12 protein-coding genes are annotated in these 17,036 nt (G+C 37.2%); 3 read left to right on the top strand and 9 right to left on the bottom strand.

Annotation, left to right across the window (positions count from 1 at the left end; translation table 11 throughout):
* Window positions 1–170: 170 nt before the first annotated feature.
* The 3 genes from ABXH06_RS01875 to ABXH06_RS01865 form a co-directional block, all read right to left on the bottom strand.
* On the bottom strand, window positions 171–1,358 hold the full coding sequence (locus ABXH06_RS01875; RefSeq protein ID WP_353517083.1) for an esterase: 1,188 nt from the start codon (window positions 1,356–1,358) through the stop codon (window positions 171–173).
* A 55-nt stretch (window positions 1,359–1,413) separates the two neighbouring features.
* A complete protein-coding gene (locus ABXH06_RS01870; protein WP_353517082.1) occupies window positions 1,414–3,393 on the bottom strand; it encodes a tetratricopeptide repeat-containing sulfotransferase family protein in 1,980 nt (659 codons plus the stop codon).
* A gap of 130 nt (window positions 3,394–3,523) precedes the next feature.
* Window positions 3,524–6,184 (bottom strand): TonB-dependent receptor, encoded by a 2,661-nt coding sequence (locus ABXH06_RS01865; protein ID WP_353517081.1) that lies wholly within the window; start codon window positions 6,182–6,184, stop codon window positions 3,524–3,526.
* Window positions 6,185–6,413: 229 nt separating this feature from the next.
* On the opposite strand from ABXH06_RS01865, the gene ABXH06_RS01860 reads away from it, so the two are divergent.
* Window positions 6,414–8,363, top strand: a complete 1,950-nt coding sequence (locus ABXH06_RS01860) for a BCCT family transporter (RefSeq protein WP_311578354.1) — start codon at window positions 6,414–6,416, stop codon at window positions 8,361–8,363.
* Between the two features lie 388 nt (window positions 8,364–8,751).
* Here the strand turns inward: ABXH06_RS01860 and ABXH06_RS01855 are convergent, their stop codons facing one another.
* The 3 genes from ABXH06_RS01855 to nhaD all read right to left on the bottom strand — a co-directional run bounded on the left by ABXH06_RS01855 (window position 8,752) and on the right by nhaD (window position 11,217).
* The gene (locus ABXH06_RS01855; protein ID WP_311578351.1) at window positions 8,752–9,315 is read right to left on the bottom strand and encodes a CBS domain-containing protein; all 564 of its coding nucleotides are present in this window, start codon (window positions 9,313–9,315) and stop codon (window positions 8,752–8,754) included.
* A gap of 63 nt (window positions 9,316–9,378) precedes the next feature.
* Window positions 9,379–9,678: a hypothetical protein gene (locus ABXH06_RS01850; protein WP_311578348.1), complete on the bottom strand. Its 300-nt coding sequence runs from the start codon at window positions 9,676–9,678 to the stop codon at window positions 9,379–9,381.
* 117 nt (window positions 9,679–9,795) lie between these two features.
* Window positions 9,796–11,217 carry a sodium:proton antiporter NhaD gene (gene nhaD / locus ABXH06_RS01845; protein WP_311578345.1) on the bottom strand — a complete coding sequence of 474 codons (1,422 nt, stop codon included), beginning with the start codon at window positions 11,215–11,217 and terminating at the stop codon, window positions 9,796–9,798.
* Window positions 11,218–12,022: 805 nt separating this feature from the next.
* Between nhaD and ABXH06_RS01840 the strand changes: the two genes are divergently transcribed.
* Entirely contained in the window at window positions 12,023–13,369 is a 1,347-nt protein-coding gene (locus tag ABXH06_RS01840) for a sodium-dependent transporter (protein WP_311578342.1), read from the top strand.
* A 60-nt stretch (window positions 13,370–13,429) separates the two neighbouring features.
* Here ABXH06_RS01840 and trxA read toward each other — a convergent pair whose 3' ends face one another.
* A complete protein-coding gene (gene trxA / locus ABXH06_RS01835; RefSeq protein ID WP_353517080.1) occupies window positions 13,430–13,744 on the bottom strand; it encodes a thioredoxin in 315 nt (104 codons plus the stop codon).
* 110 nt (window positions 13,745–13,854) lie between these two features.
* Here trxA and ABXH06_RS01830 point away from each other — a divergent pair, with 110 nt between their 5' ends.
* Window positions 13,855–14,736, top strand: coding sequence for a LysR family transcriptional regulator (locus ABXH06_RS01830; RefSeq protein ID WP_353517079.1), 882 nt, complete (start codon window positions 13,855–13,857; stop codon window positions 14,734–14,736).
* Window positions 14,737–14,783: 47 nt separating this feature from the next.
* Here ABXH06_RS01830 and ABXH06_RS01825 read toward each other — a convergent pair whose 3' ends face one another.
* Together ABXH06_RS01825 and ABXH06_RS01820 are read right to left on the bottom strand one after the other, a co-directional pair.
* Complete coding sequence (locus ABXH06_RS01825; protein ID WP_353517078.1) at window positions 14,784–15,482, bottom strand: TIGR01621 family pseudouridine synthase; 699 nt, start codon at window positions 15,480–15,482, stop codon at window positions 14,784–14,786.
* Window positions 15,482–16,840 carry a Na+/H+ antiporter NhaC family protein gene (locus ABXH06_RS01820; RefSeq protein ID WP_311578334.1) on the bottom strand — a complete coding sequence of 453 codons (1,359 nt, stop codon included), beginning with the start codon at window positions 16,838–16,840 and terminating at the stop codon, window positions 15,482–15,484. Before ABXH06_RS01820 ends, ABXH06_RS01825 begins: the two co-directional genes overlap by 1 nt.
* Between the last annotated feature and the right edge of the window lie 196 nt (window positions 16,841–17,036).

Here is a 17,036-nt window from a genome sequence, read left to right as displayed (position 1 = left end):
TAAACTATTATACGGTCCTCATCATAAACGCCGATAACTTTCATTCTCGGCGTTTTATTCGTTGAGGAAAATATTCATGTCATTGAAAATAGGTCGCTATTTATTTACTTACCTCAATAGGGTAAATACACGCTGCTTATTAATCCGTTATCGGTGTTTATGTTAAGCTACTATTGAAGTTGATTGACTAGGCTTTCTTGGTATTGTTCTAAATATTTTTGGTGTTTTTTTTGATGCCAGATAATCATTGATTTTGACTTATCTACCGCAAGCGTTTGATATTTTATCGCTTTGTTAATGTCATTAAGATCAGCATATGCTTTTGCTAACGCCGATAAAGCATAGGCCGATTCAGGGTATAATTCGGCTATTTTTTGGTAGATGTTTAACCCCTTTTGACTATCTTTTTCCGTTACTGACTTCGCTAATGCTTTTAATGAACCTTCTGCGGATACTTTAAAACCATATTTTTTCTCAGATATTCGTTCGTAATACTTAATAATCGCTTGGACACCTTTTTTCGATATTTCAGAGTCTGCTTTAAGATCATTATGAATATCACTAAAAAGTGCTTCAATACCATTTATCATTGAAATGATAGGTTGCGACATATAATGATTGTTATTATTGCGATGTACCTGCCAATCGAGTGTGCTCGGGGCTGAAGTGTTAAGTGCTTGTTCAAATAACCCAAAAGCAGGCAGGTTCGCTTGTTCATATTGGTGCTCACCTGTTGAGAGATACAAAAATCGCATGTTGTCATCTTTTTTGGTGAGCTTTAGTTTGGCTTGAGAGGTTATCAAACCAAAGTCATTCGCTAATGAAGGACTAGAAATAATATAGGCATTAAATAATGTAGGACGATTAAGTAAAGCAAATAACCCTAATGCGCCGTTGCCCATAAAGCCGCTATAGATTCTAAAACCATTAGTTCTATATGTTTTATCAACAGTTCGTAACAGGTCATTCTCAAAATAATCAAGCATTGTATGGTTATTTGGATCTGCTGCTATTTGTTCAAATAACTTGGCAAATTCAGCATTATAACTTGCGGGTGTTACAACAATCGATTCAAGCCAAGGCCAATCACCATTATGGCTTAACCAATCATGTAAGCCGCTTAAATAAGGCTGGCTGCGTGGATGTAAATCGAAAATAACGAAGTACTTTTTATCTTTGGTTTTGGGCTCATTATAGCTTTTCGGTAAAGTAACATTGTATTCTATGGGATTTTTAAAAAATTTAGAGGTGACTTTTAGTGATTGAATGGGATTGAGCGCTTTGATATCTGTCGCTGCTACTGAAAATGATAGTGCACTAATTACAACACTTAGGCTAATTACTAGTACTTTTATCATTGTGTAATCCCTTTTCTTAAAATGTTTTTTATAAGTGGCTAACGGAATTTTAAATTTATTTCAGCGCTTTTTTCAGGGGTGTTAAAAATTGCTCGAAGTGCTGCCATTGTTCGGTAGCATTTTTATAAATAGGCTGGCGCACTTGTTCAGAGCTTGGAGTTTTTATATTTCGTTTAGTTTTATGAAAATCTACGCATGACTGTTCAAACGTTAAGCCACAATAATTCAGTATTCTACGTACTTGTGTTTCTAAATCCTCAACGACATCTTCGTGGTGAACGGTTAAAACTTGGTTAGGTAATACTTGATCCCAATGTGACATCAATTTTAAGTACGCTTGATAATATCGGCCTAAATCTTCAAGGTTATAACTAAAGTCTTGGCCTTCCGCGAAGAGTTGTTTAAAGCCACTAAAACAACACGCCATAGGTGAGCGGCGTGCATCAATTATTTTGGCATTCGGTAGAATTAGCTTGATCAGGCCAATATGGAGAAAATTATTCGGCATTTTGTCGATAAAAAATGGTGCATGTTCTCGGTATACCTTTGTTTCGTCAATAAACTGTTGTCCAAAGCGCTGGAAATAATCGTCTTTTATTACGTGTAAATTTTTAGGATATTGATTGTCAGCTCTATTTCTTCCTCGCAGTCGTGATGCTAAACCTAAAATATTATGAAGTTCCATCGTGCCGTCGACTTGACTATGTGATGCGAGTATCTGTTCAAGCAAAGTGGAGCCTGCTCGGGGTAAGCCAACAATAAAAATAGGATCAGGTACATCTAGGCCTAAGTTGCCACGGTTTTTAAATAACTCGGCAGTACAATATTTTATTTGATCATTGACTTGTTGCTCTATTTTATGGATATCAAAATTATTATGGCTTGATTGTAATGCATTACCTTGTTGGTATGCTTCAAAAGATTTTTGGTATTCCTTCCTGTCTTCAAATGCCTTACCTGTGGCAAAATGCAGTTGCACACTATCAACGAGCGATAAGCCTTTTTGCGCTTGTTGTGTTTGCATTTGGTTAATTTCTTCATCGCTAAAACGATATGTTTTGGTATTCGCTAAACTCCAATAGGCATCGCCATAATTTGGTTTAAGCTGGTAAGCGGTTTGATAGGCAGAAATAGCCTTCGAGATATCACCTTTTGCTTTAAGTGCATGACCTAATTGTAAATGAAACTCAGCGACATTATTGTCTTGAGCAATGGCTTGCTTAAATAAGGTGATAGCTTGTTCTATTTTTCCTAAACCCGTTAAAATATTGGCTTTAGCGACTTTAAAACTAAGATTGTTAGGTTGTTCTTTTAATAGTTTTTCAACCTGTTGCTCAGCTACTTTGTATTTTCCAATTTTAATCAGTAGGTTAAGGTATTGTGAACGTGCATAAATATGTTTAGGAGAGAGTTCAAGCGCACTCGCTAATAAAAACTCAGCGTCATCATATACTTTTAATTGGATGCCAATTTCCGCGAGTAAACACATACCTTCAATATGTTGCTTATTTTGTTGAAGAAAGTGACGACAAATTTGGTCGGCTTTGTGGAAATTTCCTTCATGCATGAGCTCGGTAACGGCTAATAAGGGCGGCGGTAATTGTTTTAACTTTGCAAGTTGATTGGCAGCGTTTTGTACTTCTTCTAATTGCTTGTCGTCTCGATACAAGTTTATTAATTCTTGCCAACTGGCCACTAAGCTTGGGTTGAGTTTTACTGCTTGCTCAAATGATACCTTTGCTTGTGAGTTTTTTCTTAAGGCAAGGTTATTGTAACCTTGTTCTTGATAGGCTCTGGCGTGTGAGTCATTGAGTTTTAATAATGCTTGAATGCTGTTATTGGCCTCGATAAATGCTTTTTTGTAGCGCTGAGCAACGGCCGTTAAATACCACAACTCAATGAGATGAGTGGTTTCAATTGATTCTTGGTGTAATTGCTTTGCTAATGAAATAGCATCGTCGAATTTTGCCGTTTGAATGAGTTTTTGTATTGACTTTAGTTGCTGTTCAATAGCGGAAAATTTTGGGGTATTCAACGATTAAGCTCCATTTACGTTTTAACGTGGACATTTTTAGAGAAAATACTTTAACAATAAAAAGCCGCTTGATACAGACATCAAACGGCTTTTGTTTACTCGCTATAATTGCTGTTAGCGTTTCGACGATTTAATAATAATCGTAAGAGAACCTAAAGCCAATAGTACGAGGTCTATTCGTTACAACTTTCGGGGTAAATTGTTGCGTATCAATATTTAAAATGGCATGTTCATCGGTTAAGTTATCGATAAAAAGCTCTGCTTTCCATTCATCATTTGTTACGCCAAAGCTTAAATTGGCCAAAATGTAACTATCTGCCACATATCGACCGCCTTTGTAGGTATTGCCATTGCGGTCTTGGTAATTAACGCCTGAATAGACATTCGCTTCATTCTCAATACTTAAACCGGAGCCTGTGCCATAAATTAAATGACTGGCATCTTCTACCACATTAGCATTCATGGTCATACCCGTTAATCTATCGCCAGTATAACTGATAGAACCGTTGATATAGCCCGACATATCTCCTTTGATAGGGTAATAGTAATTTGCTTGTAAATTCCCTGAAAATTCAGCGGTAAAAGGTAAGCGACTACCCACTGGTGGTGCAATACCGACGAGTTCATCATTGACTGAAGTCAGTTCGGTATCAATCCAGCTAAATGCCCCCGATATCATTAAGTTATCTGTTGCAGCCCAAGTAAAGTCACCGTCAATCCCTCTAATTTCTGCATCACCGACATTATCGGTAAATACTAAGAAGCTGATATTGGTAGGGTCAAATCGCGAGGTTTGTAAGTCAGATATTTCTGAATAATAGGCGGTAGCATTAAAGCGTAGCGTTTGATCGAATAAGCTTGATTTAATGCCAAATTCAATATTATCTAAGCTATCCGTCGTTGAGTAGACAGGTATGCGAAAGCCTTCAAATGCACCTTCTTGAGACGTGGCTGAGCCACCACCAACTCGGTTAGTAACCGGTGGTCTAAAACCTTCTGAGTAAGACGCAAATACCATGACATCTTCTGTTACTTTCCAGTCAATCGATGCTTTAATAATAGTATCATCTACCGTCAGAACACCGTTATCACCAAGTAAGCTAGTCTCTAACTGACCACTGGCAATCGCCGCTTGTATTGCCGCGGCTTCATCAGCACCAAAAAATTCAGTTAATGCGGCGTCACTACCGTCACCAAAAGCACGTAATCGACCACTTACATCTACGGTAGAAGTTGAGCCTTTATAAATGTCATCTATTTGATACCAACGCGCACCAAAGCTGGCGGTGACTGTATCGGTTAAGTCGAACTCAAATTGACCAAAGACCGCGATTTGATCAATGGTGTGAGTGACATCATTAATGAAGCTAACTTCGGATGAGAATGGCCCTCCATCACTGTTAATACCTTCATTCCCTGGCAGTGTGCGTTGTAAGTTAGTAAAAAGAGGTAAATCCGTATTCGCGATATTAAATTGACCAACGGTAGATAATTCTTGTGAGTCATAAAAGATACCGGCTGTAACACGCCAGCGGTTTTCAGATGAAGTGTTTGCCCGTAATTCATGCGTGATACGTGATGCACTGGTCTCTTCTTTATAATATTTTGTCGGATCAAGACATTCTTGAACTTCAGGTGCTGCTGCATAATTACAAAGGTAATAAGTAGCAAATAAGCCGCCATTGGTATAACCCGTGTAATCAATCGTTGAGTTAATATCTCTATCTAAATAGCCACCGGTATAAACAATATCGAGTTGCTCAAGGCGTCCTTCTAATGTCCAAGTGGTTAAACCAAAGTCGTCATTGTTATTTTCAGGTTGAAAACGATTGGTTGATTCCTCACCTTCAAGGTTTGGATCATAAGCAAATACCCCTTCAGTATCGAGAGATTGTTGCGTGTGCTGTACAAGCAATTCCCATTCATCATTGATTAAATAAGATAAACCGAAACGTGCACCCGCATAATTGGTGGTATTAAAGTTTTCTTCCACTAAATGATCATTTTTGGGAGATACTATTGGCGTATTTTCAGGATCGGCTAACTTGCCCCAACCTGCAGAAATTCTATCTACAACAACGGCACTCCCAATATAGCCACCTTCGCCAGGAACATTGAGAATGTTATCAATCCAACCACCCGCATGATCATTATAGGCGGCAACACGTACCGCAATATCATCTGATAAAGACATATTAAAATAAGCTTCAACAGAGTTACTCATGTCGCCGCCTTTCGTGCTGCTAATGCTAGTATCAAAACCGGCAGCAAAGCCATCATGAGTGGGTTTATTCGTGATTAAACGTACTGTACCTGACTGAGAACTTGCACCAAAGAGCGTACCTTGCGGACCAGGAAGTACCTCAACACGTTCAACGTCAGTTGCGTACACATCTAAATTACGACCTTGCATGGAAACGGGTTGCTCATCCAAGTAAAAAGCCACGGATGGTTGTAATGCTTGCACTGAAGATACGGAAATATTCGTTTGGTTTGTTGCCGCGCCGCGCATGATTATTTCATTTTGTCCAGGGCCTGTACCCTGAAAAGACACGCTAGGTAAAAACTCAACATACTCATCAAAATTGGCTACGCCAAGCTTTTCCAAACTATCACCGGTTATCGCGGTCACGGTAACAGGCACTTCTTGAATGGATTCGGCTCGTTTTGTCGCCGTTACTTCGATGACTTCAATCGCTGATTTGGCTTTTTTTGTGACTTCTTCAGCACTGAGAGAGCTCGACGCCGCTATTGCAGTTAAAACTGCGCAGTGTAGCTTAGTGAATTTCATATTATTTATCCCTAATAATTATATCTTCAGTTTTAGTAAATACTGTTAGAGTTCTAACTATATTTGTTGTTTTCTGTAGTTTAGCAATATAAGTGAATTTATTCAAAAGCTTGGCTTTATTGGTTTTTTTTGATAAACCAGTAATGCTCTATTTGTTTATGTGCTTGAATGTTTACATGGCGCTTTATCGATATATAATATCAATTCAAATTAAATTAAGGGAAATGCTTTGTCTGTAGCCGCCAATAGCCAATTAAATAAGAAAGTATTTGTCAGTGCCTCTTCCGTTATTATTGCACTGCTTATATTTACTACTTTTTTACCTAGTCAGGCACAGTTGTTATTCAACTTTATGCAAAAAAGTATTGTTGATAATGGCAGTTGGTTTTATGTACTGACCGTAGCGTTTATTTTCTTTTTCGTTATTTTTTTAGGCTTCTCCCGTTATGGAGACATTCGCTTAGGCCCTGATCATGCGATTCCCGATTATTCACTGCTAACCTGGCTTTCAATGTTGTTTGCTGCAGGTATGGGCATAGGACTAATGTTTTTCGGTGTAGCAGAGCCGCTTATGCATTATTTGTCACCACCTACTGCTGAAACAGGTACAGTGGCGGCAGTGCAAGAAGCCATGAAAATGACCTTTTTTCATTGGGGACTTCATGCATGGGCTATCTACGCGATAGTGGCTCTAGTATTGGCATATTTTAGCTATCGTCATAATTTACCGTTAACATTACGCTCAGCTTTATACCCGTTAATTGGAGAACGAATTTATCAATGGCCGGGGCATTTAGTGGACATTTTTGCCGTGGTAAGTACTGTTTTTGGTGTGGCTACTTCACTTGGTTTAGGCGCTTCACAAGTGAATGCGGGTTTTAGTTATTTATTTGATATTGATGTTTCTATCCCTAATCAAATCGTGATCATGGCAACGATAACCTTGTTGGCGGTTATCTCTGTTGCAACAGGTTTAGATAAAGGGGTAAGAAGATTATCAGAAGCCAATATGGTTTTAGCGGTGATTTTGTTATTACTTGTTTTTATTGTTGGCCCTACCGTGTTTTTATTGCAAGCATATTTGCAAAACATTGGTGAATACTTGGCAGATATTGTTCACAACACCTTTAATTTATTTGCCTATAAAAAAACGAATTGGATAGGTGGTTGGACTATATTTTATTGGGGTTGGTGGCTTGCTTGGGCACCTTTTGTTGGCTTATTCATTGCGAGAATTTCTCGAGGTCGCACGATAAAAGAGTTTATTGTGGGGGTGATGCTGATACCTACCGTGTTTACCTTATTTTGGATGACAGTATTTGGAAATAGTGCAATCGATCTTGTTTATAATCAAGGTGTGGCTGAACTGGGTGAGATGGTTAGTAAAGACACGTCCGTAGCGTTATTTGTCTTTCTTGAAAACTTCCCGTTAACTTCCGTACTGTCATTTTTTAGTGTGTTAATGATAGTGATTTTCTTTGTAACTTCCTGTGATTCAGGGGCCATGGTAGTTGATATGCTTTGTTCGCACGGAAAAAACGATACACCATTGTGGCAGCGTGTTTATTGGGCGGTTGGCATTGGAATAGTGGCAGCCATTTTGTTGTTAGTAGGCGGGCTTAATGCCTTGCAAACTATGACCATCGCGAGTGCTTTACCTTTTGCAATTGTATTAATACTCGCCATTATTGGTTTAATCAAAGCATTAAGGGTAGAAGCGTGTAAACAAGAGAGTCAACAATTAACGGCAATACCACATACGACTAATGAGCATAATAATAGTTGGCAAATGCGCTTAAAGAGTGTTGTTGATTACCCTAATAAAGCCAATGTAAATAAGTTTATTAGTCAAACGGTTGCTCCGGCTTTTGATTTGGTTGCAAAAGAATTACAAGCAAACCAAATCAAGGTAAAAATATCAGATGAAAACGGTTTGAGTTTAACGATTGAACATGGTGAAGAACAAACGTTTATTTACCAAGTGATCGCTCAAAAGTATTCGCAGCCTGACTTTGTTGTAGAAGACGATGATGATGAACAAAGTTATTATCGAGTAGAAGTTCATTTAGTCGAAGGTGGACAAGATTATGACATTATGGGCTGGTCGAAAGATGCGGTGATCAATAACATTATTGATCAATACCATAAACATCTGCATTTTTTACATTTATTACGTTAACGATTAAGGCGACAGGGTATATATTTACTGGTGCTTTATCCCAATTGTTTTCCTGTTAGATCATGTGTAAAGCGCATAATGTTGTGTGCGCTTTATACCAATCCGTATAAGTAAGTGATCGCTTAGCGAGAATTTAAAGGTTCAGAGGCAAGGCTTTGATTGCAGAGAATGGTTATTCCCTTATCAAAATCAATAACGCAGCATATGAACCTTTAAAACTCGCCCTTTAGGAACATATGAACACCATGATAACTGCACAAAATTTTCTTGATGTAGAATGACTATATCTTCATCAATTTTGTTTGTTCTAATGTCGTTCATATAGTTCTAAGTGAGCACTTCTTTATACGGAATGGTATTAAACATATATCGTTGGCTTTCGTCGGAATTATTGAATATATGCCTCTTCATAAATGGTGTTAAATGAAAATTCATTATCGTTACCAGCATTCATTTGGAGTTTTCTGGCAATATCGCTTGAAGAGATAACACCTCGAATGTGATGATTATATTTATCTAACACCACACAATGCCTTAATTTATAATTTCCCAATGTTGTAACAATATCTCCTACGGTAGCGTTGACAAGATCATTCAGTTCAAAAGCATGGAGTTGAAATTTTGGGATCATTAAATCTTTCACTAAAATATCATCTCGATGAATACCTTTTGAAAGTCTTGCAATAATATTTTGTTCTGATATTTCATTGGTACTGATAATACCTAAAAAATCTTCTTCATTTGAAATGGCGACTTTCATTCGAACATGGGACTTTTGCATTAATTGTAATGCTTGAGTTGCCGTAGTATCCGCTTCAATAACCTGTGCTTTTTGATATTTAAAGTCGGTAAATACGGACATGGCTGAAGAGGAAAGGTTGATATTTTCATTGTAATTGGGCGATAAAATATTATCGACCGCTGTCAAGTTGACTAAGGGTAATTTTTTCATGATGACCTCGATTCTTGCTAAATTTAGTGCAAATAATTAATGGGTATTGAATGTAAATAACAACTAAATGTAACGAGGCGGAGCGCGAGTATAATTTAACGCTAAGTAGGTACGAGGAACAAAAGGTGATTGATATTGAGGTTGTTGAAAAACTCTTTTGGCTTGTTGAAATTTCAGCCAAGAAGATACAATCACATCAGCATCTTCTGAGTTAGGGTCTTCGATATCTGTAAAAAATGCTAACTCAGCATAACTATTTTCATTGTCTGAAAAGAGCGGATGATCAGATCCAGCGCTATTTATTTCACTTGAAGAAATAATCGCCTGTAGAATAAAGAGTACTTTTAAGTATCTATAAATCATTGATCATGCTTTTCATCGAAACCTTATACTTATTAAGTAAGGTCAAGTTTTCTCAATTTAAAGGTGAGAACTAAAATTAACGCCGATTTTTTAATGCTCGGCGTTAATTTTATGGTTTTAGCCATTGATCAAAAAGTGCACCGCGATACTTGCTATATAGCCTAAAACAATTGCCCAAGACCATTTTAGGTGACCAAGAAATGAATACACGCCTTTCGTTTGTCCCATTAAGGCAACACCCGATGCCGACCCGATAGATAATAAGCTTCCACCTACACCGGCGGTCATAGTCACTAATAACCATTGTTGTAAATCCATGGTTGGATGCATACTCAATACCGCAAAAACAACAGGGATATTATCGACAATAGCAGATAATACGCCTACCGCGACGTTGGCATAAGTTGGGCTCCAATGGCTATACATAGCTTCAGAAACTAAACTTAAGTACCCCATAAAACCTAAACCGCCAACACACATAACTACGCCATAAAAGAAAAGTAGCGTATCCCATTCTGCACGGGCTACTTTTTCGAAAATATCAAACGGGATAATATTTCCATGCATTTTCAATGCTTTTTCATCGTTATTCGCTTGGGCTTTTGAACGTTTTTTGTCAAGTGAACGAGGTAGGCTTAATCGTAAGTAATAGCCAAAAAATTTCAAATAACCTAAGCCCATCATCATACCTAAAACGGGTGGCATATTGACAAAGCTATGACACATTACCGCTGTAGCTATGGTTAATACGAATAAGGCAACAATCCTTTTTGCTCCGCGTTTTAATTGAAATGATTCATCAAGTATCGCTTCTGATTTTTCGTTGGAAATAAAAAAGCTCATGATAATGGCGGGTACTAAAAAGTTAACTAATGAAGGAACAAATAACACGATAAACTGTTCAAACTTAACTAAACCTGCTTGCCATATCATTAAGGTGGTTATATCGCCAAAAGGACTGAAGACCCCGCCAGCATTTGCGCCAATCACGATATTTATACATGCAATGTTGATAAATTTTTTATCTTTATTCGCCACTTTAAGAACTATGGCACACATTAGCATGGCTGTTGTCAGGTTATTGGCAAAGGAAGAAATTGCAAAAGCTAAAATACCCGTTAACCAAAATAACGATCTAAGGCTTAACCCTTTTGCGACCATCCAAATGCGAAGTCGGTCAAAAATGCCTCTTTCTTCCATCGAGTTAATATAAGTCATCGCAACAAGTAAAAATAACAGGAGTTGCGCATACTCTAAAAGATTATGATTAAAAGCATGCTCAGCTTCATCTGGAATGCCATTTTGGGTATAAATCCAGCCGATGATCAGCCAAATTATCCCTGCTGCGACTAATACAGGTTTAGATTTTCTAAGGTGAATTAAGTCTTCACCAATTACCAGTAAATAGGCGATAACGAATAAGCTTAGTGCAGTGAAACCAAAAATAGAGTTGGTTAAGTCAATGCTACCCGGCTCAGATGCGAATGAAGAAAAAGAACAAATGAAGTATAAAAAACAAAATAACAATGGTTTGAACATGAGGAGGTATTCTCAAAAACTATAAATATATCGTAGATAAACGCGATTTATAGGCTCTGTATCTACAAGGATTTATATTATTAACGTTATGTTAACTATTATATAAATAACCTTGTCGCAAAGCATGCTATTTTGAAGACTAAATAAGTCTTTCTTTAATTAAGTTATTTCAAATCTATCTATTGTTATTTATTCGATAAATTAACGAATGATTGGTAGACATTTCTATTTTCAAATAAAATGACTCAATAATTAAAGTGGAGGCGCTGGGTATAAGTCTATCCAAAGATTTTTACGAAACAAGGGCGTTTTTTCGGATAAATACGGGTTCTTTAAAGAAATGACGTTTCGCCTTGTTTTACGAACCGCGCTGACGATTTCACCATAGTGTTTATTCAATATTGTATTAAAACTGCCATCGGCAATGGCGCGCTCTAAACCTAATAAAATATCATTTGCTAACCATGAGTTATTTTTTCCTACATAAAAATAATAGGCGGTTGGATAATGAATAAGAATATTTTTGTCGATGGATACATTTAAATCTTGCAGGGCTTGATATTCAGCATTGCAATTCTGTTTGGTTAAATTATTGACGGAACATAGTTTATATCAAAGATATCGTTAAGTACGTTAATCTAATGGTTGTAATTTGTATGAAAAACCATCGTTTTGGTAATTCCTTCTTTACGTTTTGATCTTAGGTAGAAAAAATTAAACCATGAAAAGAAGTTGAAAATACTATTTTTCTTGCGCCAGATTAAGTAAATTAAGGCGATATTAATAATAACAAAGATGAATTTCAATGGCAGCTTCAAGAGGCGAGTTTAGTTCTCGTATTGGTTTTATCATGGCAGCAGCAGGTTCTGCTGTTGGACTGGGAAATATTTGGGGATTCCCAACACAAACGGCAAGTAATGGTGGTGCTGCGTTTGTGCTTGTATATTTAGTTTTAGCTTTTTGCTTAGCTTACCCTGCGTTTATGGCAGAATTATTAATTGGTCGATATGGCCAAGCAAACGCCGTAACTTCATTACAAAAAATGTCTCGGACCTTGTTCCATAAACGTTTTGCCTTTTTAGTGGGCTTTGGCGGGGTAATATGCGCAGCGTTAATTCTTAGTTTTTACGGGATATTAGCGGGCTGGATGGTTTCTTATGCCATTGAGCCCATAGCCAAAGTAATTGGCAGTGATACCACGGCCACTTGGGTGATCTCTCAATCATTAGCGAGAAATGTTTTATTTACTGCAATTTTTATGTTCTTAACGGTTTTTGTGATTCGACGAGGCGTTGAAGACGGCATTGAGAAATGGTCAAAGCGGTTAATGCCTTTGCTTATTACTCTGTTAATCATTTTGATCGGCTATGTTTTCACCTTAGACGGTGCAACAGAGGGGTTAAATGCTTATCTAAACCCTGATATTTCGCGTGTCTTAGAACCTGATTTATTAATTAGCGCACTGGGACAAGCATTCTTTTCATTGTCATTGGGTACCAGTGTTATGGTGATTTATGGTTCATATATCTCTAAAAAAGAAAATTTAGTCACACTAGGTGCACAAGTGACGTTAATTGATGTTTCTATCGCCTTCTTAGCTGGCTTGCTGATTATTCCTGCAATGTATGTTGCACAAGCGCAAGGTGTTGCTATCTTTGCTGAAGATGGTAGTTTGATTTCTGGCTCAGGCTTAGTGTTTACTGTTTTGCCGAGTTTGTTTGAAACGATGGGGGGAATGGGGCTATTTGTCGCTTTTGCATTTTTCATTTTAATGTCGGTTGCAGCGTTAACCTCATCTATATCTATGCTTGAAGGTCCCGTTTCTTTTGTTGTAGAACGCCATAATGTTGAACGTAAAAAAGCGACCACTTTTATCGGTATTCTTATTTTCATAATGAGTACAGCTATTATCAGTAATATCGGTGTGATGCTAGATTTTGTTGCTACGCTGGCTACTGAATATGGACAACCTATTATTGCCATGCTGTGTTGTGTATTTGTTGGTTGGATTTGGCATAGAAGTGAAATTTTAAAAGAACTTCAAGAAGGTAATGAAACAGTTGAAAATAGCTTGTTTTGGAAAATTTGGCCGTGGTATACCAAGTTTATTTGTCCTACTGCTATCTTAATTGTTTTTATTCATTCACTTTAATTCACTTAATACCCTAAAAAAAACCAGTCATTTAATGACTGGTTTTTTTATGATTGGTGTTTACTGTAAAACAAATTCTTGTACTTGTTTTACTGAAGCGGCACCAACTTTTCTATCAATCACTTCCCCGTCTTTTACTAGTAATAAGGTAGGGATCCCTCGAATAGAAAATTGACTCATCAGTGTTTGTGCTTGATCCGCATCAATTTTTACCACTTTAATATCTTGATGCTCATTCGCTACTTGTTCTACAACAGGAGCTATCATTTTACAAGGTCCGCACCAAGGAGCATAAAAATCGACTAAAACTTTGCCAGTATGCTGACTAACTTCTTCATTAAACTGCTCTGCTGTAATTTCGCTAACTTTACTCATATTTTTCCTTTAATTACTTTGTTCATCTAGATCAGTAGTGTATTTCGGTTGCTTTCATATGATTAGTCCGGTTAAATGAAAAAGATTGTTTCAAAAATAGGATAATAAAATTGATTGATGCTTTAAATGGTTATTTATACTTTGTTACGATTGTCGAACAAGGCTCGATAACGAAAGCGTCTCGTGCGTTATCAATACCTAAATCAAAACTAAGCCGACGTCTAGCTCAGCTAGAGCAACAGTTAGGTAGTCAATTATTAATAAGAACTACTCGAAAGCAACAGTTAACAGAAAGTGGATTATTACTGTATCAGGCCTGTAAACCACATGTTGAAGCCTTGAATGTTATGGAGAGTTTAGTGCATGACAAACAAAATAAAATTAAAGGGAAATTGAGTTTATTACTGCCGTTAGAGTTTTTTAATAAAGTGATCAGTGCATTGATCACAGAGTTTGCTTTTAAATATCCTGATATTGAGATTCATTGCCATCATTATTCAGATGCCTATCCTGAATTTGATCACCAATATGATTTAGTGTTTGTTTTACATGAAAAAGCTTTACCTACCTCACATTGGATTGGTAAAACCTTATTAAGTTTTCCTCAATCCATTTTTGCATGTAAAAATAGTCAATTAGCTGATAACAACAATACGGTTGAAGAATTGCTCATTCATAAAGCGATCACTGCATCTGAAAGCGAGCAATGGCTATTTAGACACAACAATAGTGTACAAGTGTTCACACCCAATATTGCCATGGTGCTTACCAGTAATGAAATGCGGTTAGAGGCTTGTCAGCGTGGTATGGGAATTGTCAAATTACCCGATTATATTGCGAAAAATAATCATAAAATTAAAGCGATTTCTGTTGAACATAATGTGATGGCGCAGCAGTTGACTATATTATTTCAGAGTCGAAATATACCGGCAAAAACGCGTACATTTATTGATTACTTTCAAAGTAAACTTGGTTGTTTAACAAATGATTAGCAGACTAAAAGGCCTTATAAATAACAGTTTTATGTTTATCTATGATTCTAGATTTTGGGCCAAGCTAAAGCCCATGGAACGATTATTTTTGTTAAAACGTGATGTGTGCGCTCATCAAGAAATTCTTTCCCTATTGAAGGGGGTAAAACATACTGGTACTCCTGCTCATCTAAAACGAACTTTAACGCGTAGGCATGCAAATATCCACGATCTGAGCTTGAATTTGCATAGTAATTAGGATCACCGATAATCGGGGCTCCTAAGCTGTTCAGCGCAACTCTTATTTGATGAGTTTTTCCTGTGTAAGGTTTGACAATAAATAAGCGTTTCCCTTGAGTAAGACCAAAACTGAAAAATTGACTGATGGCTGGGTTATGTTGACTTCGTGCGAGTCTCCACGTGCCACGTCGACTTTTCTCCATATCTCCTTTGATTAAGCCCTGTTTTTTACTGGGTTTTTTATCACTAATGGCAAGATAGTATTTTTCGATATTTCTACTTTCGAATAACTGCTGAAATTGGTTAGCAGCCTTTTTGTTTTTAGCAAAAATGAGCAAACCAGATGTCATTTTATCTAATCGATGGACTGGATATAAATTGTCTAAAGATAATGTAGATTTTATTTGATTAAAGAAACCCTGTTGATTCGCTTCGTCATGAAAACCAACGCCCGGCGGTTTATTAGTAATAATAAAGTCAGCTTGCTCATCAATGATTTCAAGATCATAGTTTTGCTTAGTCTGCATTAAAAAGTGAAGCCTATGAGTGTATATATGATGAGCGTCATTCCCCCGCCAACAAGCGCATAGGGTAACTGTGTTTTCACATGTTCAAAATGATCACAACCACTGGCAATTGAAGCAACAACTGTCGTATCTGAAATTGGAGAGGCATGATCACCAAAAATACCACCACCTAATACGGCAGCGACTAAAAACTCAATCGGCAAACCGGTTTGTTGGGCGATAGGAATTGCAATCGGTATTAAAATCGCAAATGTGCCCCATGAAGTTCCCGTAGCAAACGCCATAAATGCTGCGGCAATAAATAAAATAGGGGCGAGTAGATATTGAGGCACTTCGACATTCAATAATTGACTCACATAAACACCGGTACCTAACTCTTTAATGGCATCACCGAAAGCAAAAGAAAGCACTAAAATTGCCACGGCTGGTGCCATATGCTTAATCCCAGTCCACGAATGATTTAAGATGCTGTTAAATGTCATCAGTTGATATGATTTAATCATTGTAACTAAAATAATCAACGCACTTACGATGGCCCAAAATACTGAAAATGAACCTGAGCCTCTGCGCATATCTCCATCACCTGTGATCCATAATAAGATTAATGTGATAACTAATAAGGCTAACAAAGGTAACCACATGATCACTGCTGGGGCGTGATGCTCAACATGGTGGGTGTTGTCTTTATTAATAATCGATTGAGCATGTTTCATAGGGCCAAATACTCTGCCGCTAAAAGCTGTGTAATAAGCCATAAGTACGGCAATAATCGCGTAAAAATTATAGCCTACCGTGCCAATTAAAATTCCAACGGGATCATCAAAACTATATCCATCGAGTAAACCTAATACATAAGCTCCCCAACCGTTAATCAATAATAAAATGCTAATAGGAGCACATGTTGAATCAACTAAATAAGCTAATCGAGCCCGGCTAAGATTATGTTGATCAAATAACTTTTGACTCGCCATTCCGGCAGTAAACATACTTAAATTCGTATCAGTAAAAATACTGGTACCTACCACTGTTGGCAGTATGGCGGCTTGGCGTGAATTTTTCACAAGATTTAACCGTGCTAATAACGCGATAAAACCATTTACCGCACCGGATTGGTTCATTAGCGCAACAAGGGCACCAATTAATAAACTGAAGGTGACAATATAAACATTGCCAATAGACGAAAATACTTGAATAAGCCCTACAGCGCTATTGGTTATGCCCGCAATAGGTTGCCAATTAGCGATCATCAAAAAACTGAGCAACATACCACTAAATAAAGCGAGTAATGCATTCTTTCGCCAAATAGCAATGATAATAGCAATGACAGGAGGTAAAAGGGTTAAAGGACTATCTTGCATATTAGGTTAATTCTACACGTTATTATTTCGCTAAACTTTACCTGATGTTCTATATATTAGAAATAGCTCATGCAAAAATTACTGGTTAAAACGACAAGTAAGAAACAATTTCAATCGAAAACATTGATAGAAATATATTTTATTAATGTTCGGTCTAATTGATCAATAGCATAATCGTTCTGGGTATTTGATAGTA

The sequence above is a fragment of the Thalassotalea sp. SU-HH00458 genome (assembly GCF_040362795.1).
Taxonomy (GTDB): domain Bacteria; phylum Pseudomonadota; class Gammaproteobacteria; order Enterobacterales; family Alteromonadaceae; genus Thalassotalea_H; species Thalassotalea_H castellviae.
Note: the sequence above shows the minus strand (reverse complement) of the source record. Positions and strands in the feature narration are given on the sequence as shown.